Source organism: [Clostridium] polysaccharolyticum (assembly GCF_900111595.1).
GTDB classification, from domain to species: domain Bacteria; phylum Bacillota; class Clostridia; order Lachnospirales; family Lachnospiraceae; genus Clostridium_AI; species Clostridium_AI polysaccharolyticum.
On the sequence record NZ_FOHN01000016.1, the window covers coordinates 1 to 24703 of the forward strand.

The following is a 24703-nucleotide window of genomic DNA, read 5'->3' on the forward strand; positions in this document are numbered from 1 at the left end:
ATGCAGTCTGCAGACACCGATTTCGATCAGGATTTCACCTGTACTTGACTGCTGGCTTGTGTTCTGTTTTGGTTTCAGTGGAATGAATTTTACTTCCTGTTTCTTTGTCTGGTAATCATGCAGCCATTTTCCAAAGGTTGAGGGCTTGATGTTATTTTCCTGACACCAGGAAAGACTGGTCTTTCCACTGGACAGAAAGTTCTGGATGTGTTGTTCTCGTTCTTGCTTGGATGTATATTTTCGTTTCTCCATTTATACTGCCTCCTAACTTTTTTGTATAGTATAATGGAAGAAACGTGGATTGAGGAGGCGTATCTGAGTTGACGGTTACGATTATTTATTATTTTTTTTCAACTGTTTATACCCAGTATTCCACTGTTGACTTTAATGTTCTCACCTTGTAAACTATCACTGCTTGTATTGTAATTGTTCCTGGCTATACATTTGATGAAGAACGGTTATTTCATCTTGGACAGACAATCGGACAGTTTAAAAACTTAAAAAAATTGGAAGTACTCCCTTATCATTCTATGGGAGTCGTAAAGTATGAAAACTTAGGAATGGAGTATCCTCTGAAAGGAAGTAAGAATCTTGATAAGGAGGATGCCAAGAAGGCTCGAGAAATAATTTTGAGAGGGGGCAAAGATGTAAGAGTTAAAAACAACACTATTACACTATGAATTAAGTATGCGAAAGAAACTATTCGCATCTCCAGCATTTTTTGCTTATAATAAAAAAGACCCCCAGGTGCCAGTCTGATAAACAATCACTTGGATGTGCATAAATGCATGTCATCACAGGTGTTGATTTTATCACATGTTTTTGACATGCATTTCTTTAGATATTAATAATAGCAAAAGCTAGACTGCAAAACATAAATGTGATGATTCTAACTCATACAATTATCATAAAAGATAGGATTAAATCTGAACATTTTTGTATCTCCTGTTTGCTCTACTTATATTCCACTTTTCACTTGCGATATCCATAATAAAGATAACTAGTATTAAACATATTTTTTCTATTAATTCATTTTTGATTAACCATTCTCCTCCTAGTATGATTCCTAATATTACTGCGAGAATTGCAAAAACATGCAATACTCCAAACAATAACATTAAATTTCCATTGGTTGCTTTTCGTGGCTCATCCCAGTTTATATATGGTCTTCTATAATCACTTGCAGAACATGTAACTACTAACAAAAAGAGTACCTCTAATAAAATAATATAATTTAATACTCTATGCTGGAATACAAAAACCTTTGTGATTATGACGATCCAATAAGCAATTGAACCAGAAACTGTACTTAAAATAAAAGTATATATACTTTTTGCCTTATACTGCATTTCATATGGTATAGGTAATGTCCTTGATAACATATAAAATTTACCTTCCTTTGATACTGGAACTAGAAAACTGGCTTGTGTAGAAATAATAAGTACGATAACTCCAATTATAATATATGCTAAATACCATTTGCCGTTTGCCAAATTCAGAAATTCTTCTATCTCTTTGCTTGTTTTTGCAAAATGCAATATTATTGATACAATTGTTAAAAACAAGGGGGCAAGGCAACATTCTAAAATTAAGTTTGATTTAAAAAATGGCTCACTTTGTACTACCCAAAATTCGCGTTGTAATAATAAAAGCATCTTATTACTTGTCTTCCCTAGTCTTAATCTGTAATTAACACTTTTTACTTCCGAAAAGTCATATGCAACTACACACTTCCCAAACAGTTTAGCTAGTATAATACACAATAAAACTATAATCACTCCTAATATTAGGATAGAGACATATGAATAATGACATATTGATTTCATTACCACTGATTCATTATAACATTTTTCTATTATGCGGATAAATAAAGTCTTGTTTGTATCTTTCACACCTATTATTTTCATAACACAAGTATAGATGCTTACTATTTTACATACTACTCCGCATAGAACTAAAATACCTACTATCATACTGCTAATACGATATATCCCTTTATAGCTCTTTCCCAGAACACTCAAGGAGCAGATAATACCCACTATTAAAAATGTAACTACCGTCAAAAGTATTATATGAATCAAAAACGTGGTAATTACCATTACTTCACCTAATCGTAAAAATGTAATTACAGATGGCACAATAATTAAACTCTGCACAAACTCATAGGCTAATAATAAGCTTACACTCTTTGCATACAGTATTTCCTTAGGCTTCATAGGCAAAGCTGCTAATACAAAAAAATCATCTGCATGAAAAAAATTTGAAGTTACTGTTGTATACGATAGCACTGCTGTTACTATTATACTTACTATATACTGTACATATATTACACTTTTGATATTTAGTTTATTTCCAATACTAATATAAAAAAAGTGCTGCCCTATTAATATTCCTGACAACATATATAAGAAAATCAAAACTATCAATATTTTCAGAACAAGATTCTTGGGCATTATATCTTTTATTCTTCTCCTTATCATTACTCTGTTTAATTTTGTAATTCTAATTATGTTTCTCATAACCTGTAACCTCCATAAACATTTCTTCTAGAGATTTCATATTTTTAATCTGCTCTAAACCAAGTATTTTTAATATGATACCCTCTCTTAAGATTGCTACTTTAGTACAGATTGTTTGTGCAAGATCCAACAAATGAGTAGAATAAAATACAGTTCCGCCCTTATCCACATAATCCTTTAGCAGTTCCTTATAAGCAACGATAGCATAGGGGTCTAGTCCATTTAAGGGTTCATCATATATTAATATTGGCGGATTAATAATAAAACCTAACATAATCCCCAACTTATTCATCATTCCAAATGAATATTTTCCTATCAAAACATCTAATGCTTCATCCATATTGAACTTATTTGCTATTATATCAACTTTACCGGCATATTCTCCTTCTTTTAAATCATAGAAAGAACACACAAACCTTATCCATTCTCTTCCAGTAATACTGTTGTATACCTTATAATTATCTGGCATAAAATAAAATGATTTTTTTGTCGCCACAATATCTTTATCCATGCCTTTTCCATCTAGCATTACCTTCCCACTATCTTCATTAAGCAGTCCTGTCATTATTTTAATAAGAGTTGTTTTACCTGCACCATTTGCCCCAAGCAGTCCAAATATCTCCCCTCTTTCAACTTTCAGACTTATCCCTTTCAATACTGTCTTTGACTTATCATAACTCTTTTTAATATTATTTATTTCAATCACAGTAACCCTCCTCGCATATAATGCTTAAGTAACAAATAAATCACCTTACACCCTTTATTGCCAACATAGAACCTGCGGAAAAAATTCGATACGAAAAAAATGCTTTTGGATTAGATACAATTTCCTCAACTATCTTTAACTGAATGTTGCAATAATCATCTAACTGTTCTTGCGTTAGCTGAGAATATAACTTACTAGTATAGATTTTTTCTCTGTATGCCTGTCTGTCTTTCATAATTTCTTTTGCTTGAGACAAAATAAACCGTTTTCGATACACATCATACTTTTCTGATAACTCATAAGTGGGTATAATCTCTATTTCAATATGACTCAATCTCATCGCATAAAATCTGTTGGGTATTGAAGCAGCGTAATCACGACTTATTCCATTTTTCCTAGGTATGTCTATTAATAACTCTCTTGAAAGTTCTCTTAATTTGCTCTTTTCTTTCTCATTCAAGAAAGGCATATACGAATTCAGTCCATCTGTCTGATAAAAAGGTTCAAAACAACAGATTGTACCTCCTATCTTTAATGCCTTGTACATATTTTCTAATATTTTATCTGCTTGCTTACAATCAACTAAAAGAAAGTGTGAATATATTACATCGTACTCGTTTTCGTATTCTTCCTTGCAAAAATCCACAGTCTCATAAGTTAGATTTTCTAAATCACATTCTCTACGTGCCTGATCTATTAAATCCCCTTGAATATCTATGCCTATAAATGTACTGTTCAAAGCCTGTTGGGCAAAACTTTTCGTTATGATTCCATTTCCACATCCGACTTCAAGTACTTTTTTAGACTGATCATTTAACTCTTCTTTTAAAAACGATATAATCTTCCTTCTATCTTCATTTCTCCATGTAAATTTCCTACTTAAGTCTAAAAATGTTCCATCCGTAAAAATCATTTTTATTACCTCTAACACTTTGCAATGTATCTTAGTTATCAGTTAACTTATATCCTCTTTCGCGATACATAGCTAATACTTTCTCTACCTTAATAAGTCCCTTTGCTGAAAGATTTGGATGAATGCGCCTGAATTCATCCATCTGATTCTCATTATGAAAAAACCAAAGTGGATTATCAAAGAATGTTTCATCCAACTGAATTCCATACTCAACTCTTGTGGTCCATAATTCAGAAGGTATGATACTCCAAAAACTAATATTAGATTGAACTCCATACTTCTCCATAATTTTTGCAGCAAATCTTATTGTCTGTATACATTCCTTTTCTGTTTCCCAAGGCAAAGCGATAATAAAAGAACAATAAATCATTTTATTAAGTCCAGATGCCTTAATATTGCTTAGACATCGTTCAAGACTATCTACCGTATAACCTTTTCGCACTTTCTTTAGACCTTCATTATAACCACATTCAACTCCAACCAAAAAACGCTTAACTCTATCAATATTAATTGCAGCCATTACTTCAGGTGACTGTAATTCATTCAGCCTTCCCTCCAAAACAAGCTGAAAGTTATCTGGTCTCCGATTTAAATAATTAAGCACTGTTATCATTCGTTCTTTATTTGATGTAAAACAGTCATCTGTTATAGTCAAAAAACCATTATTTGTCAACATCTGTACATTTTCAATAGCTTGCTCTATCTTATGGATTGTATTTTTTACTGTAAGACTTTTCCAGCTTCGATGTCCATCAATGCCACAAAAAATACAATTATACATACACCCCCGTGAAGTCTCACAAGGTATACCATTGTAAACACCCTTTGGCAAACAGTGAAAAGGACTATCTGCATTATATTCATTGTACTCATCCACTGTTAGCGGAATCGCATCTGCATTTCGAATAAGGTTCCCTTTATCATCTCTGTATGTAATCCCTTTTATTTCTTTAAGACCATTCCAGTCTTTTTTAGAAAGCTTTTCTAGAACAAGTGCATCTCTTTTTTCTCCCTCGCCCCGGATAACAACATCTACTGGAGAATGTTCTATAATATATTGATCGAAAGACGATGCATGTATTCCTCCAACTATAATAGGAATATCTATGCGTGCCTTTTTTGCACTCTCAATAAGTGTCTTCGTATTTCCCCAATTGAATGTGTTAACTGAAAGAAGCAACGCATCCGTATCTTTCAATAATCTGCGTTCTACTTCTACAGGATCAGTAACATCTAAATCCTCTAAAAAATATGGATCAACTATAGTAACATCATAATCACTTTTCTTTAAAATTTTACCAAGTAGATATATAGACTGTACAGGCTGCGAATCTAAACCTCGGCTATTAAACATTCTCTTCTGTGGTACAAACGAAATAGTAACTTTCACTGTATCACCTTCTTTATCTATATTTCGTAAGATAATATCTCTTCTAAAGCAACATTGGTTGCTAAACAGCTATATTTATTCCATTCTATAAGACTATTAAAATCTTTAAAATATTTCTTAACTTGTGCCATATGCCAGAACATTCTAATTTTGTCCCATATAAGCACTAAATCTTCTGAAATGATATTGCCACACTTTACATGTACATACTCACTTATGAACACATCTCCATTTTTATCTACATAATAATCACTAGAAATCATTTTATCATGCAGCATATTTCGAATACTATCACTTTCATCTACATAGACCACAGAATAATCTTCTGAATAATCTACGGACATTTCAATTATATCAATTGATATATCCTCCATATATTCCACGAACTCCTGTACTTGCTCTCCTTCAAGCTTCTGGTTAAAATCTGGTTTTACATATATTTCAGAGAACTTGTCTCTATATGCATAAAAATACTTCTCTTTTTCTTCAAGCACTGCAAAATTATTTTTGTTTACATAGAATATAAGCCGAACCACCGCATTATATTTATCTAATTCATTTTCAGTTAATATCTTTGCATTCCCACTTGTAATATTCAGATTGACAAAATCACACTTTTCCAATAAAGCCTGATAAGAACTCAGTTCTATCTTTTCTGGTTCAATATAAACTTCGACACCTATATGAGCCTTCACTATCTTATCTATAATAGTTAAGGATGCATCATATTGAATCAGTTTTTCTATTCCTGTTAAGTATATGGAAATAACTTTTCTATCATGAATAATCCTGTCTAGAATCAAATTTATTCTTTCTAATTCCTGTTCTGATTCAATAGACGCATCTAACTTAATTTTTCCTGGTGCAACTAATAAAAACATATTTTCTCCACCTTAATCTACATTTGGTTAATCACTTAAAAGCATAATAATACCCATTTTATTAAACTCTGTTACAAATGAAACTACATCATTTTTCAGATAATCTCTGGATGGAACATCATATTCGTCCAGCATCTTAGTTATAATTTCATCAACCGTAATACTTCCATCACAATAATTAAATATAGAGGCACCTACCGGATTCAATATACATATTGCACCTGACTGCGGATTCTGATAAGTAATATAATCATTATTTTCTCCATCCCATCTCCATCTAAGTTTCACTTTCTTTGGATACTGACTCAAAATTTCATTTTCCATTGTTAATATCCTCCTTATTTTACAAACATCTTATCAGTTAAATTATCTCGAATAATCTCATTATCTGTTGAAATAGTTCCATCCATCAGACATTTTCTAACTTGAGTATCAGCCCATCCACTAGCCATATTCTTAAAAATTTCTTTCAATGGCTGCTCTTTTACATTTCCAAAGAAAATATCTGCATAAGGTGTAATTCCGACATTACCATCTGCTGTAATACGCATCATAAGCACAATACCCGTCCTTAATCCATGCTGCATATGTACAGAAGCATCACCATATCGTAGGATACTCTTTTTATGACTATCAATAAACTCTTTCTGTCTTCTATACTGTTCTTCAGATGCGCAGATATCTCCCTCTCTTCCTTTTACTTTACCAGAAACCGCTAGTTTTTGAGTGCGCAGCTCAGATACACCAAGTTCATTGCAAAGATTATACACATTTTCAAAATCATCAATATTATATTTTGTAGAAGCAAATGAAATCTTAACAGCAACTCCTTGCGATACAAAATACTTAATTGCATTGATTACATCATTAAACGATCCATCTCTTCTTCTTACCTTATCATGAATCTCTGCTTTCGAACCATCTAGACTAAGCTGAACAACCGTTGCATACCTTGCAACTCTTTTTATGTTTACTGAATTCAAATTAGCTCCACTCAACACTGTTCCTACCTGTACACCATTAGTAGCCAAATATCGAACTAACTGGAAGTATTCTGGTCTCATAGTTGGTTCTCCACCAGTAACGCACATATTAAAGAATTTCATATCTATAATCTGATCCGCAACATCAAATAGCTGTTTTGAGGTTAATTCATCAGCTTTTCTTGGAGAAGAATTATAGCAATAAATACAATTTTGTGGACATTTTGCAGTAATTTCCCACATACCAAATAGAGGTGCCTGCAATTTTTGTGGCACACAACCTAATTCTTTAACTTTATCAAACTGTTCATAAACATCATTAATCTGATCAAACATATCTTTCGTTGATTCGTTTTCAATTGCATAATCAAACAGTTTATTTTTTATCATAATTTCAGCTCCTTTATGCTTTCGTTGGACATTCCTTTCGATCTTCGAGATATACTTTTCCATATTTTCTATACATCGTCAGTGGACATCCTCTTTCACAGAACAAATTCTCACATCCCATGCATTTTTCATCCATACTATTACGTATATCTTTAAAAGTCTGGGCATTCTGCCATATATCCAATAAACTGTATTCTAAAAGACCATTTGGTTCAAATTTTATTGTATCATCAGCCGTCGGACATAATATCACTTCACCATAAGAATTTACACTACAATGATATTTTCCTGCCCCACAAGATGGCATAAGCTTATTAGGATCCCATCTTTTAGCTACATTATGTATATCATTCAATACATTTGACCTGTGATGATCCAATGGAACAATAAACATCAGTTTATCTCCATATTTTTCTTTTGTGTATGCGTCTACCTCTTTATAATATTCTTGTGCTGCTGCCTCATCCTCTATATGTAACCTTTCCCAGTTGGAATCTGCTCTTCCTCCTTGTTCCAATGGAACACAGCATACTTCTCTTACTCCCAAGCTATATGCCGTATCAGCAATTTCCTTTAACCAACCAATGTTTAGTTTCGTCATTGTAACATTACACCTAATTGGCAAGTCATTATCTATACAGGCCTTGATACCTCTAACCGTATCTGCAAAAGCCCCTTTCACTCCACGGAACATATCATAGGTCTTCTCATCGTATCCATCCATATTTGCTTCAACTTTATAGCAGTTTAAAGATTTTAACTTCTTAGCAACTTCATCAGTAATTAAAGTTGCATTTGTCAATAAGCAAAATCCAAATCCCTTGGAATTAATATATTCTAATATATCAAATATATCTGAACGTAATAAAGCTTCCCCACCAGATACAAAGATATCAAATACACCAGCATCATATATATTATCAATTACTTTATACCATTGTTCCGTATTTAATTCTCCCTCTAAATATCCTTGTTCTGTCACTTTACATTCTGCTTCTGCAAAACAGTGTACACAACGCAAATTACAATTCTTAGTGAATTCAATAAGTACTTTCATAGGAGCACTTAGTGGGTTTTCTGACGTTCCGATAATTCCCTTTCCATTTAATACATTATCACAATCAGCTTTTGAGATTACACCAAAACTAGAAACATCTATCTTTTGGTCTTTCAGTTCTTGTAACTCAATCCCTTCTATATATCCAATAATAGATGTTTTCATTAAATACTCAATTACATCTTTTTCAATTACATCATACTCAGCATCATACTCTTCTTGTATCTGCTTAATAATATCTGATACATTGGTGCTTCCGTCACACTTACTTAAAATATCATATGCAACTTCATTCAGAATATCAATTCTAGCCATCCCATGATTCCAGTAAATCCCGCCCCAATCCTCTTTTCTAATTTTTCCTGTCAATATTGGACTACAATTTTTAACTAATGAATTAATTTTTTTTCATCCCCATTCTTACATAATTTATGACCAGAGGATTTAAAAAGAATATAGTACATTCTCTATAAATCCTCTGATGCATCTTTTTACTACTAGCGACTAATTACTACCAAACCCATACGGCTCCGATACCAATTGCCCATACAGCTGCTGCACCAATTGCTGCACCATATTCATTCTCTACACCTGATAACTTAATTGATGTTGGTGACTGATATTGTTTCTTCATAATATACACCTCCCTCTTTTTTGAATATAAATATGTATAATATAAATGAAAAATCAAATTTGACTTTCCGTTTATACTCAGATAATTATTATAGTAACTTCCCTAAAATTACAGTATCATACTCTTCTTTTATGGAGTTTACATAACCCTCAGGCTTAAATCCTTTTGTTATGTAAAGACATAGCGTTCTCTTTTCTGGAAATGCAACACTTAGTGTTAACTTATTTATTCCAGATTCTCTACAGTCATTTAGACAAGTATCTACTAATTGACTTGCAATCTTTTGATTTCTGTGCTTTTCATCCACATATGTAAACACAACTGTCGCACTAATACAGCCAGTTCCTTGATTAGGTGAAACTACCGCACTCAATAAAGCAATACAGCTATCCCCCTCCCAGACGGTATACATCTTTTCCATACCATGGGACACTCTTTGCTGAATCATTTGTAAATTTCCATAAAACATTTGACATTGTGTCTGGTAAACTTTTTCAACTCCCTGCATGCTTTTTTCTACAAACTTTTGTACATTTTCTAAACATTCAACTTCATTTTTTCTTATCTCCATACCATATACCCCTCTTTTATAATTTTTTCTTATTTAATACTATAATAGCTATTACAACCATAATAACACTTAATAACACTGTAATACCAAGTGTTAAAACAGTATCTGAGCAATCCAAATTTTCCTGAATAATCCTCATATTACAGGATGACAAAAATACAGGACTCAGTTTGCCTAGTTTAGGTAACATACTAAATAAATACATACATAAAAAAAATACACCTGTAAACAACATACTTCCATAATTACTTCTATATAATACTGCTCCTAAAATCAATGTTGAAAAAATAAATAGACCAAATACCCATAAACAGAATGCTGCATATACAACATGATGAACAAAAGAATTCCTCCAGAAATACCCTGTATAAATATATGTAACCCCGTAGCAAGTCCAATAGCACACTGTCCAAAGCAAAGATACTACTGTATACTTTGCCAAAACCACATCTCTCCTTGGTAATCCTTTTGCAATAATATTAATCAAGGTTCCTTTTCCATATTCAGAAGACATTATGCCACTGAATACAATAACAAAAACTATGATCCCCATATTCGGAACATTTTTATAAAATTGCATCCACGAATCAATCGCGACAGGTTCTGGAATTGTTATAGAAACTCCCTGTTCTACAAGTGTATTTAATATCACTGGTGTCATTTTTGCAGTTATTGGATTCAATAACCCCAAGAATACAAAAATAACAATTAATATATACATCTTATAGGAACGTATATTTTCACAAAACTCTTTTTCAACAAATGCTCTATATGACATCATCTTACCACCTCCGAAAACAAACTATCCAAGGATGGTTCTAGGCAATTAACTCCACTTGGAACAATACCGCTTTGATAAAGTATCTCTATCAGCTTTTGAACTATCTCCTCTTGATTTGAACCATGCAGAATGACATGTCTCTTTTCTCTATCCACTTCACATCTATACTTTTGTACATCTTTTAGATTTAGAAATTGCTCTATATCATCTACACTAGAAAACCTGACTTCTACAAGATTGGTATTATGCTCACTCTTAATCTTATCAATAGGTCCACTTAATACAACTCTGCCATTATGCAGAATAGCAATGTCTCTACATATTTTCTCTACATCGGATAATATATGGGTAGAAAACAAAATCGTTGTTTTGCATGATCCGTAAGACAACAAATTCAGTATTTCGTTCCTTCCAATAGGATCTAACGCAGAAGTCGGCTCATCACATATTAACAGTTTAGGCGAATTCAGCAATCCCTGTGCAATTCCCAGCCGCTGTTTCATCCCACGCGAGAAACTCCCAATTCTTTTTTTTCTACTTTCACCTAATCCTACCATCTCGATTAGTTCATCACTTTTTCTTTTAATTTCGTCTCTCTTCATACCTGTTATCTTTCCGCAAAACTTTAAATACTCTAGGGAACTCATATAACCGTAGTACTCTGGGACATCTGGCAAGTAACCAATATAGCGATTTGTCATATTTTGTCCGTATTCAACTTTTTCACCACATACTCTTATTTCCCCGGAATCGGCTTTTAGCAACCCCAAAATCATCTTCATGGTAGTAGTCTTTCCAGCGCCATTTTGACCTAAAAAGCCGAATACAGAATTTTCTGGAATGGTTACATTCAAATTCTGAATCACTGTCTGTTCTCCAAATTTCTTATTTAGATTCCTTATCTCCAAAACATTCATCAGTCTTCTTCCTTCCCCAGTATAAAATAAACTATCGGACCTATTATCTGAATAAATAATACTACAACTGTCCAGAGAGGCTTATTACCAAACTTATAACGATCATGTTTTAACACATGAATAAGTGCAGGAATTACCAATGCTAATTCCAATATAACTAATGGAATCAAATATACAATAATATCTTTCATTTCTCTCTCCTTTTTAATCTCATTTCAATATTTTCTGCTCTTTAATTATACTGCTTATTCTCATTAAATCCTGAGTTATATAATTATGCTCCTCTTCCTGATCCGTGTAAAGTTCTGCAACAGCACTACACACACTTTTCATTGAGTCATAAGTATTACTCTTGTAAGCAGTTAATAAATCATAAAATGACTCATTGATTTCAAAGCTTTCTCCAGAAAAAAATAAATAAAATTTCGCTTCTGGCAGTTTTTCTACAGGAACTAGTTCTTTATCTATAAGCTTTTCACATACTTCATAAAAATTATATGTTACCTGAAATACTTCAACTCCTTCTCCTAATGTATAAATATCATCTGATTTTTCTTCTTGGATATTGCTAGAAACCAGCTCCATTTTTTTTAGCTTATTATTAGCTAAATAGAGAACATACTTATAAAACTCAATAAGCCACTCACTACAAACTACACTTGAACGCTCTGTGTAAGTAATTAAGTAATCTATAATATCTGAGCCTGTATGGAATTGCAGATAAACCTCTTTACTTAGGCATTCCTTATAAAATTCATCTAAGTAATCTACAAATTCATCAACATTTTTAAATGCAGTTATAACTATCTTAATATTATATTTAAACACAGCTTTTATATTATTATCAAAAAGTATATATTGATACTGCTCCCTTGCCGCATCTTCTCCTGCACTATGAACCATAATATTGCCATTACAACTCTTGTAGCACTCTTCTAAATGTTCCTCTAAACTTTTTGCGATAAGTTTACATCCATATTTTTCAGGTAAACAATATAGAGGGGACGCTGGATCTGTCGAAAGCTTAATATAAAAAGCCTCTATATAATGCACGTATTGTGTATTCAACTGCCAAAAGGCTTTTCTGGTACTTCTTACTTCTTCTGACTGTTCGTATGGTAATGGATATGAAAAATAGATGTGCACGTATATTTGTTCATCATAACATTTCTGAATCACCTTATACATTTCTTCGTTTTTAAAACTATATCCTCTCACCTTATCCCTTATGCGGTCAGAGTTTGTTTCAGGTGAAAGCTCAAATAACAGATTATTAGTCACCTTTTTAAACTCATCAATTATTTCTAATGTTGGCAACTGCCAAAAGCCAAAAAATAAGTCAATATCTAGCTTAGCCTCTGCCATACGTCTTAAATAAGAAAGATACTTAGGATTTTGTGGTAGTGGATCAAAACAAATATAAAATGTCCTGTATCCTAGTTTTTGAGCATCATAAACTGTTTTCATTATGTGATTATCATCTAGAAACAAACACTTTTCTCTATTGCTAATCATTTTTTGTGCTGATATACCACCACCACAGAATAAGCATTGCGCATAACATCCTTTACCCGTCAATAAATAGAATGTTTTTCCGTACTCATAGTCTGTAATTGCAAAATCTGCAAAGTCTGCATATTTCAGGCTCATTTCCACCGAATTTTTTGCATATTCGTAATCAAACATATATTTATCATATGTAGCATAGTCAATATCCCTAAGATCCTCTGGCTTACTAACATATGAAAATGCATTCTCTACTATTATATCTCCATTTCTCCAACATAAGTTTGGTATACTCCCAATGTCTTTCTTATCATTTTCAATACTTTTTAGTAAACACTTCAAAGGCATTTCACTATCTCCCCGCATAATTCCATCAATGAAATCATACTTTTCCAATATCTGTTTTGCAAAAAAGCTTGCAGAAAATCCCCCCATATATATAAATGCCTGTGGACAGTTTTTCTTTGCTTCAAGTGCAAGATCAATAGATTCCTTTGTCATTGGAAACCAGTGTGCAGAAAAACCGATTAAAACAATATCTTCCTCTAAATAATCTTCAATTGCAAACCTTCCATTCTTACGTTCCTCAATTCCTGTGTGTATTATTTTCACATCATACCCCATATGAGCTGCTATATCTGCCAGTCCCCATAGCCCCATTGTAATAACTGGAGTTAATTCATTATATCGAGAACAATGAAAAAAAAGTACCTTCTTCATACTGTTATCCACCTCCACAGGAAATCCTAAAGTCGAAGTTTTCTCCATTCATACTTCTTACATAATGCTTCTATATCTGTTACTGTATGTATTTTTTCAATATCATCATAAGTCTTTGAATTAAGCCAGGCTCTTGAAAATCCTTTATCCCACGCTGCTTTCAGGCTACCTTCATCCCTTATGTTTCCAAATAAATACGGCAAATAAACACTTACCATCAGATCTCCTTCTGGGCTCAAAATGCCCCCCCAGTTTCTTCCTTTTCTAAAACTAACTTCTATTGTATTGCTCTGATCAACAAAATTAATATGCTTATCCGTTATTCTAGAATTCCACTGCTCGACCTTTTTTTCTGCTTCAATTCTCTGTTCTTCTGTAATACTTAGTTTTTGGTTAAATGTCGCTTGATTCATAGTAACGACAGACTGAAACCTAATTTCTGAAACGGAAAGTTTTTTTACTTTTTCAATATATTCATCAATGGACTCAATATTTTTTTGTGTTAAAACACACTCAAGTGCCACAAAAATTCTTCCATTACTAAACTTATTAACAGCTTGAATAAATTTTTCAACTTGATCTACTGTGCCATCACAACCTCTATGTAAATCATTAATTTCCACGTTAAAAGAATCTAAAGATATATTAAAAGACACAAAAGGATTACTACAGAGTTTCCTAAGAAGTTCTTCCTTATAAACTAAACCAGTTGTTGCTATTAGTACCTGAATTTCATTGTTAGTCAATTCATCGACAATCCATTCCAAATCATTACACAGGAATGGTTCCCCTCCGGATAAATTAATTGCAAATATTTTATTATTTATAAGTTCTTTAACTAACTTTTTTTTCTCTTCCGTAGACAATTCCTTTGTCTTATCCTTATCAGCAAAGCCACCAGAGCAATAAATACATCTTGAAAGGCAGCTATTTGTCAATTCCCAAATAATTGATATGGGATAGTTAAAAAAAATCTCCTCACAATAATTCATTTCATTCCTCATTAACTTTCTCTTTTTCATAATAATATTATATTTTCCCTATTTTGTCAATAATACTATGTGATTTTACAAATTTCCCCTTGTCTTGTGAATTAATTTTTCAGAAAGCTACCTTTCCTCTCATCTCCCTCATCTGTAAACCATATTATTTCACCATGTTCTTCATGATAAACAGCATACAATAAAGCAGTGCTCTTTCAAGCTATATCCTCTAGCTAAAAAGCACTGCTCTTCTCCATTATCCAATTAACAGATACACAAAATAAGCGGCATAGCAAACCAGCATAGTCGCACCTGCCTTACGTCCCATTTTGCCATCTTTTAAAACTGCCACATAAAGCAGTACGGCTGCACCGATACAGACCAGTCCATCTACAATAAACTTTGATGCAAATGGAACAGATTTAATTAATGCTGTTGTTCCCAATACAAACAGAATGTTGAATATATTGCTTCCGATAATATTGCCAATCGCTATATCTGCTTTTCCTTTTCGTGCTGCGGTCACTGATGTCATAAGTTCAGGAAGTGATGTTCCAAAAGCCACTATCGTAAGTCCGATAATCCGATCACTTACCCCAAACACTTTTGCAATGGCTGTCGCACTGTCCACTGTAAAATTACTGCCGTATACAATCGCAACAAGTCCTCCTAGAATAAAAATAATCAGCATAATGAACGAATGTTTCTGTTCTTCGGCCTCTGGTTCCTGTGAATTCTTCGCAACACGCACTAAATAGATAAAGAAACAAATGAACAATACCCACAGAATAATGCCGCCAGTAAAATTCATTTTTCCGAAAACGGCACCATACACCACTAACACAATGGAAATCAGAATTGTAAATGGAATCTCATATTTCACCGTTGTTCTTGCTACTTTCAGTGGAACAATACAAGAAGTAATCCCCAGAATCAATAGAATGTTCATAATATTGCTCCCAATGACATTTCCAATGGCAATTCCTGTGCTTCCTTTTAACGCCGCACTAATGCTAATGGCTGCTTCGGGAGCACTTGTCCCAAATGCTACAATCGTAAGACCAATTACCAGCTGTGGAATGCCAAACTTATCCGCTACTCCTGATGCACCATCTACAAAATAGTCCGCACCTTTAATAAGCAGGATAAAACCAATGAATAAAATAACAATGTTTTTTATTAAAAGTAACATAATCAACCTCCTAACGATATTCTTCTACTATACACTTATTTTTTCAACGGCACAATACAGTTATTTCATTTTCTGTAAAAACTCTCTAGTCCGCTGATTAGATGGATTATCAATGACTTGTTCAGGCGAACCTTCCTCTACAATTTTTCCACCATCCATAAAAATAATACGCTTGGAGACATTTTTAGCAAATTCAATTTCATGAGTTACAATTACCATTGTCATCTTCTCGTCTGCCAGACTACGAAGAACACGTAAGATTTCTCCTGTCAGCTCTGGGTCAAGTGCCGATGTAGGTTCATCGAAAAACAGAATTTTCGGATTCATGCAAAGTGCTCTCGCAATGGCAATACGCTGCTGCTGTCCACCTGATAATTGCTGTGGATAGGCATTTTCTTTATCCTCAAGTCCCATTTTCTTTAATAACTGCCTTGCCTGCCTGATTACTTCCTCTTTCTCTCTTTTTTGTGTATGGATTGGTGCGTCAACGATATTTTTTAATACAGTATAGTGAGGAAACAGATTAAAATTCTGGAATACCAGTCCAAAACAGTCCTTTATTTCTTTCATGGATTTTCTTTTGGCATACAAAACTTGTCCTGCATCGTTTTCACATGCTGCAGTCTTATCGCAATAAGAAAGTTTCCCACCGTCCATAGTCTCTAATAATGTTGCACAGCGAAGAAGTGTTGATTTTCCGGAGCCAGATGGACCTAGTATGGAAACCACTTCTCCTTCTTCTACTGACATAGAGATATCCTTTAATACCTCTAACGAACCGAAGTTTTTTCTTAAGTGCTTTATTTCTAATAGTCCCATAATTCCACTCCTTTATGAATAATAGTTTAGCTTCTTCTCAATACATTCCATAACAAATGCAACCACAAAATTAAACACGTAGAAATAACCGCCCGCTATAAATAGTGGTAAAATGGTTGCCTGTTTGGAAACCATCTGATTCGCTACTGCAAAGATTTCGATATTGGCCAATGCAAAGGCCAGTGTCGTGTCTTTTACTAAAGTGATTACTTCATTGGTAACAGGAGGCATTACCTTTTTGCACATCTGTGGGAAAATAATTTTCCAGAATGTCTGTATCTTTGTATAACCTAATACGGATGCTGCTTCGTACTGTCCTCTTGGCACACCTTCTATTCCTGCTCTGTATATTTCTGCAAAGTAAGCCGCATAATTTAATGCAAACCCAATTATGACCGCATAAAAACGGTAGTTATCTGGTGTTTTCCAGCCAAATAGAATACTTGGTCCAAAAAATACAAGAATAAGCTGAAGCATTAAAGGGGTTCCTCTCATGACAGATATATAGAATTTGACTAGATACTGTAACGGTTTGAATTTGGCCATTCTGCCAAAGGCAACCAATAAACCTAACGGCAATGAAAAAATTAAAGTTAAGAAAAAAATGATCATATTGTCCATAAATGCTTTTGTAAGCTGTTTCGTACTATTTTTCACCCATTTCCAGTCTTTCTTTATCTTTTTTCCTTTTGTAACAACATTTTGTCTGGAATCTGACATGTCTTTTGGTTTATCCTCTTTGGAAAGGCAAATACATTCTTCTAGTCCCCATTCTTTGGCGATCTCCTCAAATGTGCCATCTTCCAGCATCTGGATTAATGTTTTCTGTACTTTATCTCGCAGTTCTACATTTCCAAGATAAAAACCTACTCCATACTTTTCGGTTGAAATCTGTTCTTCTAACATAACAAATGCCTCTCCACGAGAAGCAATTTCATATTGGGCAACACCAATATCCATGCAGATTGCATCAACTGCTTTTATATCCAGATTCATGAATGCACTATTATAATCATTTACTTGTTCCAGTTTCTTGAATGACTTTCTTAATTCCAGATTCTCCTTCTGTGCTTCTTCTCCTGTCAAAGCTTCCAAAGCAGAAGAATCTGCTTGCACTACAACTATTTTTCCTTTCAAATCACTAAGTTTTTTAATACCTGAATCTTTTCGCACCACAACTACCTGAGAATTATCTACATAAGGAGTTGACCAGGTATAATTGTCTTCTCGCCCATTTATAGTAAAGCCGTTCCATATGCAGTCTATCATGCCAGATTTTAACTCCATATCTTTAGAATCCCAGTCTATCGGCTGTTTTTTCAAATTCCAGTCATTTCTGCTGCAGACTTCCTGTGCCAAATCTAAATCAAACCCAACATACTGTCCGTTATCATCCTTATATCCATAAGGTGGAAATTCAGCATCAAATCCAACTGTAAACGTTTCTTTTTCCTTTGCCTCTAACAATATATAATCTCCACCTATTATTAAAAGACTCACGAAAGACAACAGCAAACAGACTGCAGATTTAAAAAACCGTTTCTTGTCTAATTTCATATATACTCATCCTTTATAGATTGATTTTTCTTATAGATTTATTCCTCAACTTTCGCATGAGCTGCGATCTTTAGAATTTCCCCTGCATCTGCTGAAGATAAAGGCTGGAATCCCCATGTTTTATCCTTAATTCCTAATTTCTTTACAAGTACAGGAATATCTTCTTCTTTTGCGCCTAACTCTTCAAAGTTAATTGGCATGCCAATGCTATGAAGAAATCTTCTAAAGGCTTTGATTCCTTCCATTGCAGTTACTTCTGGCTCTGCAAAGTTCATCTGGCATCCGAATACTCTTACTGCCATCTGAGCAAAACGCATTACATCGTGCTTGTATACAAACTCCATCCAGCTTGGCATAACCACTGCAAGACCAGCCCCATGCGCACAGTCATAAAGTCCTGATAACTCATGCTCAATTGCATGGCTGTTCCAGTCCTGGCTTCTTCCAACACCTACGATATCATTATGGGCAACGGTTCCAGCCCACATAATATTGGCTCTTGCTTCGTAGTTATCTGGATCTGCAATGACTCTAGGTGTTTCTTTTATCATAGTAAGAAGAATTCCCTCACATAAACGGTCTGTTATCTCTACTTCTTTTGTATTGGTAAAATAACGCTCAAATACATGTGCCATAATATCAGTTGCACCACAGGCTGTCTGATAAGCTGGAAGTGTACAAGTCAGTTCTGGATTTAATACCGAGAATCTTGGCCTTAATAAATCGGAACCTGTATCTCTTTTTAACATTCCTTCTTCTTTTGTTACAACAGAAGCACCAGAACCTTCACTTCCTGCTGCTGCTATGGTAAGTACTGTTCCAATTGGCAGTGCTTTCTCAACTGGCTTTCCTGTTCCGTAGAAATCCCAGAAGTCACCATCATATGGTACGCCTAGTGCAATGGCTTTGGAACTGTCTATACAAGAGCCACCGCCGACTGATAAGATAAAATCTACCTTTTCCTTTCTGCAAAGTTCAATTCCTTCATATATTTTTGTATCTCTTGGATTAGGCTGTACACCACCTAATTCCACATAGGCGATATTTTCTTCTTCTAATGATTTTTTCACACGATCTAGTAATCCAGATCTGACAACGGAACCAGAACCGTAATGAATCAATACTTTTGTACCGCCATATTTCTTTACGCATTTTCCACACTGGGCTTCCATACCCTTGCCAAAAACAAATTCTGTTGGACTATAAAAATTAAAGTTTTCCATTACAATTTCCTCCTAGTTCATATTCTCTGCTTTTGCAACTGCTTCTTCTAAAGACATATTATAAAATTCCCCTGCTGGGAACAGCCTTCCTGATTTGCCATTTTCAATGAATGCTCCAACTACAACACCAGGCAATGCACTTTCTGGTGCATTCGGTGCTTTAGGACCTCCAAGATCGGTTCTGCACCATCCTGGATCCGTCAAACTGATTACCACTCCAGTTCCATCTAATTTGGAGCCTATATCAATCGTTACTTTATCTAATGCTGCCTTACTAGCAGAATAACCTGCTTGTTCTGGTTCTAAACGGATTCCACTTGTAGTATTTACAATACGGCCAAATCCTCGTTCTATCATTTTAGGTAAAAAATGATAGCAAATCATCATTGGTGCAATTGTATTTACAAAAAAACTTGTAGTGTAATCTGATACGGGAGTTTTATAATAATCTTCCCTATAACCAACTTGAAGTCCCGCATTATTCATTACAATATCCACATCAACATTTAACTGGTCGATTTCCTGAAGCATTGTTTCTACTGTTTTCAGTTCTGATAATTCTGCACTGACTGGAACTGCTTTCACTCCTAATCCTTCTGCCTTTTTCACTACCTCTTTTGTATTTGCTATATCTCTACTTTGTAAAATTAAATTGCATCCTTTTTCTGCAAGAAATAAAGAAACCAGTCTGCCTATTCCTCTTGATGCGCCTGTAACAAGCGCCCACTTTCCCTTTAGACTTAACATGCTATGTACTCCTTTCCAACATTAAATAGCCTTTCCCATTATAGCATGGTCCAGCATACGAAATAAAGCAAATTAAATTATTTCTTTTTCCTGTATACCAAAATATACGAAATTTCCAAAAAATTCAAAAAGACTAACTATCTATACTTTTATAGATAATTAGTCTTTTTTACTAAATTAGGTTATCTTTCATTTTTCCTACAGATATGGTTTAATTAATAGGAAAACTTATTCAGGTTCTACACCACTAACTACTTTTCCATCATAAAGAACGACAATGTTTTCTGCTTTTCCATAAGAATAGTCATTGGCCTGGTTAAAGGATGACCAGTTGTCATTGGCAAGTCTAAAGTTAATGGTAAGTGTTGCTCCCTGTTCTAACTTGTCTGTAGAAGTGAAGCCAATTTCCATACAGCGATCTGCCATAGAAGAACCTGTACGGACTGTTTTTACTGCTGCACTTACTCCATCTGTTAAAGCCGCATACCATGGTGCTCTCTGATACTGCATTGCTGCACTATCAATCCATACAGTCTGATTGCTATTGGAGTCTGCAGAGAAATAATATTTTACTTTTACCTTAGATAAATCCAAAGCCTTGTCATCTGTTACATTTAAGGAAATAGAACCGCCGATAGTATTAGAAACAGCAGATGTCTGATTAGACAACGTTACTTTCACATTGGATGTTCCATCTGCTGGCGTACTGCTTGGTTTTACACTAGGTGATGGACTTGGCTTTGCACTTGGTTTTATGCTAGGTGATGGACTTGGCTTTGCACTTGGTTTTATGCTAGGTGATGGGCTTGGCTTTGCACTTGGTTTTATGCTAGGTGACGGACTTGGCTGTACATAACCAGAATCCTTGATTTCTGGAATTGGCCAAGGCTCTGTTCCCTGTGTATTATTACTGCCTCCCATTCCAGGCCAGCCTCCCCACATTCCTGGGAAGCCTCCACCGCCCCATGCATGAGTAAATCCCATTGAAGACATATTGATTCCAATATCACTGACTTTGTCAAAGTTATCATATACCTGATTGATAACTGCTACAGTTCTCTGGTTAATCAGGTTTTCAAATGGTGTACAGGATTTTACATACTCATCATAAGTATAGAACGGTTTTTCTACTGGATTTTGTCTTAATGCCGTACCTAACTCGCCATTTTTGAAGTTTTCAATAATACTTTTGAAATAGTATGGCTGATAAGTACGTGTAAAACTGTTGCCAGCCAAATCTGTATCCGTTACAGTTCCACCTGCACATGCAATTTTACAGCAGTCTAGCAAATATTTTTCATAACGGGCACGGAAATGATCATTTTTTAAAAGCACATTTAAAAGCGGACGTTCCTGTATATTCACTTTTGCTACTGGCTTATCAATATTAAAGTTAATATATTCGGATGCAGAAGATAAGTTAAATGCACCGAAGGAATAGTTGTAATCCCAAGGTACTGCAAATACCTTTCCGTCATGATATCCTATACAGAAGTTATGAGGTTCTTCTGACTGGTATCCATCAAGCATGGCAACAAATGTGTTGCCTGCAAAATATTTTAAAACAGCATCTACGTCAAGAATTTCCTCTGCTGCTGCTTCATAGCTTGCAGTATTGCCATTAGATGTCTGGTTTAACTCATTTAATTTCTTCATCCAGGTAAGCAGGCCTTTCATGCCCTTTTTCACCTTTTCGCCAGTCTTCTTAGCTTTCTCTTTTTCTTCCTGTGTCTTTGCAGAAGACATTTCATCTAAATAGTCCTCAATAGTTGTCCCCGTTTCCTGATGATCCCAAAGACCTGTGTAACCAGAAAGCACATTTCCGTTCTGATCATAGGTAGACAAATCGAAGTCTCTTGAACCATTTAAATATGGGTCAAATGCACTTGAATATACTAAAGAACCGCCTTTTTTCTCTGGTTTATACAAATCAACATCTGAGAACCCTGTTTTGCTTTTGTACATTGGAGAATCAATGTTTTCTAAAAGTGTATAGACGCCCCAGTACTTTCCGTTGATATTCAGCTTCACTAAACTGCATTCTGGTGCTGGTATGCCTAACTCACGAAATAATTTATATGCTAAATACTCTTTTAGATAAGTTGCATCACCTGTTACATTATTTAAAGAAAATTTCTTTAACCCATAAAAATTCTGTGTGTCGGAATATCCTTTGTCTTTCTTTACATACTTTCCAACATTGATTGCAAAGCTGAAACGGTCGGAATCTGACTGCCATGCTGTAAGCAGGGAGTAGTTTCCTTTTGTTTTCAATCCGACGTATTCTATGCTCTCGCCACCAATACTTACCTTATCTGCTAATACATAAGGCTCTTTGTTTGCATGTTGTAATAAATAGTTCCAGTTGTTTTCATCTACTGTAATGTTAAGATCTTGCACACAGTCTTGGGCAAATAGTTTTGTGTATGCCCCTTTCTTTGCACTAGCCTGTGTACTCTGATTCACCTCGTAACCAGCTGGTATTGTGGTTTTCAACTGGTTTTCACTTACTTTCACACTTGACCCATGCTGATACCAGGTTGTTGCATTGTAAGCAGCACCTTGTTCTTTTGCCCCTACTGTTGTTCCAAACATGGAAATACTAAGTAATCCGGCAATTACAAGCTTACTTGTCCTTTTTCTCATAGAAAAACACTCCCTTTTAAATATTTTGTGTGGCGAACCACTCACACTTGGTATTCAAACCATCTGAATTTTGCACCTTTTCTGCATCTGTTTCCATTGCCAGCCGCATAAAGTCCAATATAATTTCCAGTAAATCTTCCCCCTACTTCTGTGGTCAGATAATCCGTTTCTCCCTTGCCTAAAAATTTCAGTTCTTCTTTTGATTCTCCATACCAGAAAGTATAAAATTCTTTTGAACAATGAAGCTCAAATACAACCTTATCTTTCACATACGGTATCTGCCGCTCAATTTTCCATAGGCTTCCGATTTGCCGTCTAAGTATAATATAACCTTTATCGTCAATTCTCGTCAATGCAGCTTCATAATGATGTAGGTTATTCATGTATATCGTGATCCCTGCCTCTTCTCCATCCTGCTCTCTTTCAAATATTACCTGCGTTCTTGCAATACATTCGTGATCTTCTTGCCTTCTTCCAACCCATGCAAGAGAATCTGCTTCTGAAAGACTGCATTCATTTCCATATAAAACAAGCCCCTCATTTTCAATCTTATACAGTTCAGAAACGGGATTATAGATAAAGTTCCAGCAAGGAGCCAATTCCTTTGTATGAAAATGCTCCTGATAAACTCCTTTTCTCTCATTTTGCTTTCCATTCAGTTTATCTGTTTCTACGGTTAGCGGAAGCATTCCATTCTCTCCGAACAAAGGCCACTCTCCTGACTCCCATGTTACAGGAACCAGCATAGTTTCCCTTCCTAAATTATGACGGAATGGGTATCCTAATGGACGAATGCCAAGGCATACTGCCCACCAGTTTCCATCTGCATCATCTACCAGATCTGCATGTCCAACCGCTTTAACTGGTGTATCTAAACTTCTATTAGTTAAGACCGGGTTCTTCTCACATGCCACATAAGGTCCTGCAATCTTTTCACTTCTTGCCATCGTAATCATGTGGCCGTATTCCGTTCCTCCTTCTGAAATTAAAAGGTAATACCATCCATCTTTTTTATAAATATGTGGTCCCTCTGGATTACTTCCTCCAGAACCTTCCCATATGTACTGTTTCTCACCAAGGATTTCCCCCGTTTTAGGATTTATTTCACACAGGTAGATTCCGTTATTCGTTCCTGTATAATACACCTTTCCATCTTCATCAAAGAATAATGATGGATCAATTCCCTGTGCATCTATATAAACAGGATCTGACCAGTCCCCTTCTGGATTTTCACTCCATACAATAAAATTGCCGCCATAGGTATCATCATAGGTGACATTGGTACAAATCACGTAGAAAATGCCATCATGATAACGAATAGCTGGTGCAAACAAACCAGAACCATTAGGCTGTCCTTTGCTTAAAGCAAGCTGCTCATTTCTGGTAATGCAATGCCCTATCTGTTGCCAGTTCACAAGATCTTTACTATGGTACACTGGAATTCCCGGAAAATACTCAAACGTACTATTTACTAAATAAAAGTCGTCTCCTACTCTGCAAATGCTTGGATCAGGATGAAATCCTGCTATTACTGGATTATTATATATCATATGAATCTTCTCCCTTTT

The 24703-nt window shown here is 34.8% G+C and carries 23 protein-coding genes and 1 pseudogene; all 24 read right to left on the minus strand.

Annotation, left to right across the window (positions count from 1 at the left end; all coding sequences use genetic code 11):
• Positions 1 to 252, minus strand: a 252-nt coding sequence (tnpA, locus tag BMY85_RS10305) for an IS66 family insertion sequence element accessory protein TnpA (RefSeq protein ID WP_092478196.1), incomplete at its 3' end; no start/stop codon positions are given.
• Positions 253 to 920: 668 nt separating this feature from the next.
• Complete coding sequence (locus tag BMY85_RS10310; protein WP_092478197.1) at positions 921 to 2519, minus strand: hypothetical protein; 1599 nt, start codon at positions 2517 to 2519, stop codon at positions 921 to 923.
• Positions 2503 to 3225: an ABC transporter ATP-binding protein gene (locus BMY85_RS10315; protein WP_092478198.1), complete on the minus strand. Its 723-nt coding sequence runs from the start codon at positions 3223 to 3225 to the stop codon at positions 2503 to 2505. Before BMY85_RS10315 ends, BMY85_RS10310 begins: the two co-directional genes overlap by 17 nt.
• Before the next feature lie 40 nt (positions 3226 to 3265).
• Complete coding sequence (locus BMY85_RS10320; RefSeq protein ID WP_092478199.1) at positions 3266 to 4138, minus strand: class I SAM-dependent methyltransferase; 873 nt, start codon at positions 4136 to 4138, stop codon at positions 3266 to 3268.
• A 31-nt stretch (positions 4139 to 4169) separates the two neighbouring features.
• Positions 4170 to 5528, minus strand: coding sequence for a B12-binding domain-containing radical SAM protein (locus BMY85_RS10325; RefSeq protein ID WP_092478200.1), 1359 nt, complete (start codon positions 5526 to 5528; stop codon positions 4170 to 4172).
• Between the two features lie 17 nt (positions 5529 to 5545).
• Positions 5546 to 6409: a hypothetical protein gene (locus BMY85_RS10330; RefSeq protein ID WP_092478201.1), complete on the minus strand. Its 864-nt coding sequence runs from the start codon at positions 6407 to 6409 to the stop codon at positions 5546 to 5548.
• Between the two features lie 27 nt (positions 6410 to 6436).
• On the minus strand, positions 6437 to 6733 hold the full coding sequence (locus tag BMY85_RS10335; RefSeq protein WP_092478202.1) for a PqqD family protein: 297 nt from the start codon (positions 6731 to 6733) through the stop codon (positions 6437 to 6439).
• Between the two features lie 14 nt (positions 6734 to 6747).
• A complete protein-coding gene (locus BMY85_RS10340) occupies positions 6748 to 7782 on the minus strand; it encodes a radical SAM/SPASM domain-containing protein (protein WP_177180744.1) in 1035 nt (344 codons plus the stop codon).
• Positions 7783 to 7795: 13 nt separating this feature from the next.
• Complete coding sequence (locus tag BMY85_RS10345; RefSeq protein WP_092478204.1) at positions 7796 to 9154, minus strand: PqqD family peptide modification chaperone; 1359 nt, start codon at positions 9152 to 9154, stop codon at positions 7796 to 7798.
• Between the two features lie 196 nt (positions 9155 to 9350).
• On the minus strand, positions 9351 to 9473 hold the full coding sequence (locus BMY85_RS16080; RefSeq protein WP_278280408.1) for a hypothetical protein: 123 nt from the start codon (positions 9471 to 9473) through the stop codon (positions 9351 to 9353).
• An 88-nt stretch (positions 9474 to 9561) separates the two neighbouring features.
• Positions 9562 to 10044 carry a GNAT family N-acetyltransferase gene (locus BMY85_RS10350; RefSeq protein WP_092478205.1) on the minus strand — a complete coding sequence of 161 codons (483 nt, stop codon included), beginning with the start codon at positions 10042 to 10044 and terminating at the stop codon, positions 9562 to 9564.
• 16 nt (positions 10045 to 10060) lie between these two features.
• A complete protein-coding gene (locus tag BMY85_RS10355) occupies positions 10061 to 10825 on the minus strand; it encodes an ABC transporter permease (RefSeq protein ID WP_092478206.1) in 765 nt (254 codons plus the stop codon).
• Positions 10822 to 11742 carry an ABC transporter ATP-binding protein gene (locus BMY85_RS10360; protein ID WP_092478207.1) on the minus strand — a complete coding sequence of 307 codons (921 nt, stop codon included), beginning with the start codon at positions 11740 to 11742 and terminating at the stop codon, positions 10822 to 10824. The genes BMY85_RS10355 and BMY85_RS10360 overlap by 4 nt, the downstream gene beginning before the upstream one ends.
• Positions 11742 to 11933: a PLD nuclease N-terminal domain-containing protein gene (locus BMY85_RS10365; RefSeq protein ID WP_092478208.1), complete on the minus strand. Its 192-nt coding sequence runs from the start codon at positions 11931 to 11933 to the stop codon at positions 11742 to 11744. The genes BMY85_RS10360 and BMY85_RS10365 overlap by 1 nt, the downstream gene beginning before the upstream one ends.
• A 19-nt stretch (positions 11934 to 11952) precedes the next feature.
• Positions 11953 to 13968, minus strand: coding sequence for a radical SAM protein (locus BMY85_RS10370; protein ID WP_177180745.1), 2016 nt, complete (start codon positions 13966 to 13968; stop codon positions 11953 to 11955).
• 26 nt (positions 13969 to 13994) lie between these two features.
• Positions 13995 to 14960 carry a radical SAM/SPASM domain-containing protein gene (locus tag BMY85_RS10375; protein WP_177180746.1) on the minus strand — a complete coding sequence of 322 codons (966 nt, stop codon included), beginning with the start codon at positions 14958 to 14960 and terminating at the stop codon, positions 13995 to 13997.
• Positions 14961 to 15207: 247 nt separating this feature from the next.
• Positions 15208 to 16143 carry a calcium/sodium antiporter gene (locus BMY85_RS10380; protein WP_092478211.1) on the minus strand — a complete coding sequence of 312 codons (936 nt, stop codon included), beginning with the start codon at positions 16141 to 16143 and terminating at the stop codon, positions 15208 to 15210.
• A gap of 60 nt (positions 16144 to 16203) precedes the next feature.
• The gene (locus tag BMY85_RS10385; RefSeq protein WP_092478212.1) at positions 16204 to 16962 is read right to left on the minus strand and encodes an amino acid ABC transporter ATP-binding protein; all 759 of its coding nucleotides are present in this window, start codon (positions 16960 to 16962) and stop codon (positions 16204 to 16206) included.
• Between the two features lie 12 nt (positions 16963 to 16974).
• Positions 16975 to 17619: an amino acid ABC transporter permease gene (locus BMY85_RS16270; protein ID WP_278280409.1), complete on the minus strand. Its 645-nt coding sequence runs from the start codon at positions 17617 to 17619 to the stop codon at positions 16975 to 16977.
• Between the two features lie 120 nt (positions 17620 to 17739).
• Positions 17740 to 18519, minus strand: a pseudogene (locus BMY85_RS16275) (amino acid ABC transporter substrate-binding protein); the annotation flags it as partial.
• 38 nt (positions 18520 to 18557) lie between these two features.
• Positions 18558 to 19742, minus strand: coding sequence for an iron-containing alcohol dehydrogenase (locus tag BMY85_RS10395; protein ID WP_092478214.1), 1185 nt, complete (start codon positions 19740 to 19742; stop codon positions 18558 to 18560).
• 12 nt (positions 19743 to 19754) lie between these two features.
• Positions 19755 to 20489 carry an SDR family NAD(P)-dependent oxidoreductase gene (locus BMY85_RS10400; RefSeq protein WP_092478215.1) on the minus strand — a complete coding sequence of 245 codons (735 nt, stop codon included), beginning with the start codon at positions 20487 to 20489 and terminating at the stop codon, positions 19755 to 19757.
• Positions 20490 to 20717: 228 nt separating this feature from the next.
• Positions 20718 to 23135 (minus strand): CotH kinase family protein, encoded by a 2418-nt coding sequence (locus BMY85_RS10405; protein WP_092478216.1) that lies wholly within the window; start codon positions 23133 to 23135, stop codon positions 20718 to 20720.
• 41 nt (positions 23136 to 23176) lie between these two features.
• Positions 23177 to 24685, minus strand: coding sequence for a glycoside hydrolase family 43 protein (locus BMY85_RS10410; RefSeq protein ID WP_092478217.1), 1509 nt, complete (start codon positions 24683 to 24685; stop codon positions 23177 to 23179).
• Between the last annotated feature and the right edge of the window lie 18 nt (positions 24686 to 24703).

What these genes read in the sequence shown, in the direction of transcription:
- BMY85_RS10310 (WP_092478197.1), bottom strand. Translation starts at nt 2,519, where the DNA reads ATGAGAAACATAATTAGAATTACAAAATTAAACAGAGTAATGATAAGG.
- BMY85_RS10320 (WP_092478199.1), bottom strand. Translation starts at nt 4,138, where the DNA reads ATGATTTTTACGGATGGAACATTTTTAGACTTAAGTAGGAAATTTACA.
- BMY85_RS10330 (WP_092478201.1), bottom strand. Translation starts at nt 6,409, where the DNA reads ATGTTTTTATTAGTTGCACCAGGAAAAATTAAGTTAGATGCGTCTATT.
- BMY85_RS10335 (WP_092478202.1), bottom strand. Translation starts at nt 6,733, where the DNA reads ATGGAAAATGAAATTTTGAGTCAGTATCCAAAGAAAGTGAAACTTAGA.
- BMY85_RS10340 (WP_177180744.1), bottom strand. Translation starts at nt 7,782, where the DNA reads ATGATAAAAAATAAACTGTTTGATTATGCAATTGAAAACGAATCAACG.
- BMY85_RS10345 (WP_092478204.1), bottom strand. Translation starts at nt 9,154, where the DNA reads ATGGCTAGAATTGATATTCTGAATGAAGTTGCATATGATATTTTAAGT.
- BMY85_RS16080 (WP_278280408.1), bottom strand. Translation starts at nt 9,473, where the DNA reads ATGAAGAAACAATATCAGTCACCAACATCAATTAAGTTATCAGGTGTA.
- BMY85_RS10350 (WP_092478205.1), bottom strand. Translation starts at nt 10,044, where the DNA reads ATGGAGATAAGAAAAAATGAAGTTGAATGTTTAGAAAATGTACAAAAG.
- BMY85_RS10355 (WP_092478206.1), bottom strand. Translation starts at nt 10,825, where the DNA reads ATGATGTCATATAGAGCATTTGTTGAAAAAGAGTTTTGTGAAAATATA.
- BMY85_RS10360 (WP_092478207.1), bottom strand. Translation starts at nt 11,742, where the DNA reads ATGAATGTTTTGGAGATAAGGAATCTAAATAAGAAATTTGGAGAACAG.
- BMY85_RS10365 (WP_092478208.1), bottom strand. Translation starts at nt 11,933, where the DNA reads ATGAAAGATATTATTGTATATTTGATTCCATTAGTTATATTGGAATTA.
- BMY85_RS10370 (WP_177180745.1), bottom strand. Translation starts at nt 13,968, where the DNA reads ATGAAGAAGGTACTTTTTTTTCATTGTTCTCGATATAATGAATTAACT.
- BMY85_RS10375 (WP_177180746.1), bottom strand. Translation starts at nt 14,960, where the DNA reads ATGAATTATTGTGAGGAGATTTTTTTTAACTATCCCATATCAATTATT.
- BMY85_RS10380 (WP_092478211.1), bottom strand. Translation starts at nt 16,143, where the DNA reads ATGTTACTTTTAATAAAAAACATTGTTATTTTATTCATTGGTTTTATC.
- BMY85_RS10385 (WP_092478212.1), bottom strand. Translation starts at nt 16,962, where the DNA reads ATGGGACTATTAGAAATAAAGCACTTAAGAAAAAACTTCGGTTCGTTA.
- BMY85_RS10395 (WP_092478214.1), bottom strand. Translation starts at nt 19,742, where the DNA reads ATGGAAAACTTTAATTTTTATAGTCCAACAGAATTTGTTTTTGGCAAG.
- BMY85_RS10400 (WP_092478215.1), bottom strand. Translation starts at nt 20,489, where the DNA reads ATGTTAAGTCTAAAGGGAAAGTGGGCGCTTGTTACAGGCGCATCAAGA.
- BMY85_RS10405 (WP_092478216.1), bottom strand. Translation starts at nt 23,135, where the DNA reads ATGAGAAAAAGGACAAGTAAGCTTGTAATTGCCGGATTACTTAGTATT.
- BMY85_RS10410 (WP_092478217.1), bottom strand. Translation starts at nt 24,685, where the DNA reads ATGATATATAATAATCCAGTAATAGCAGGATTTCATCCTGATCCAAGC.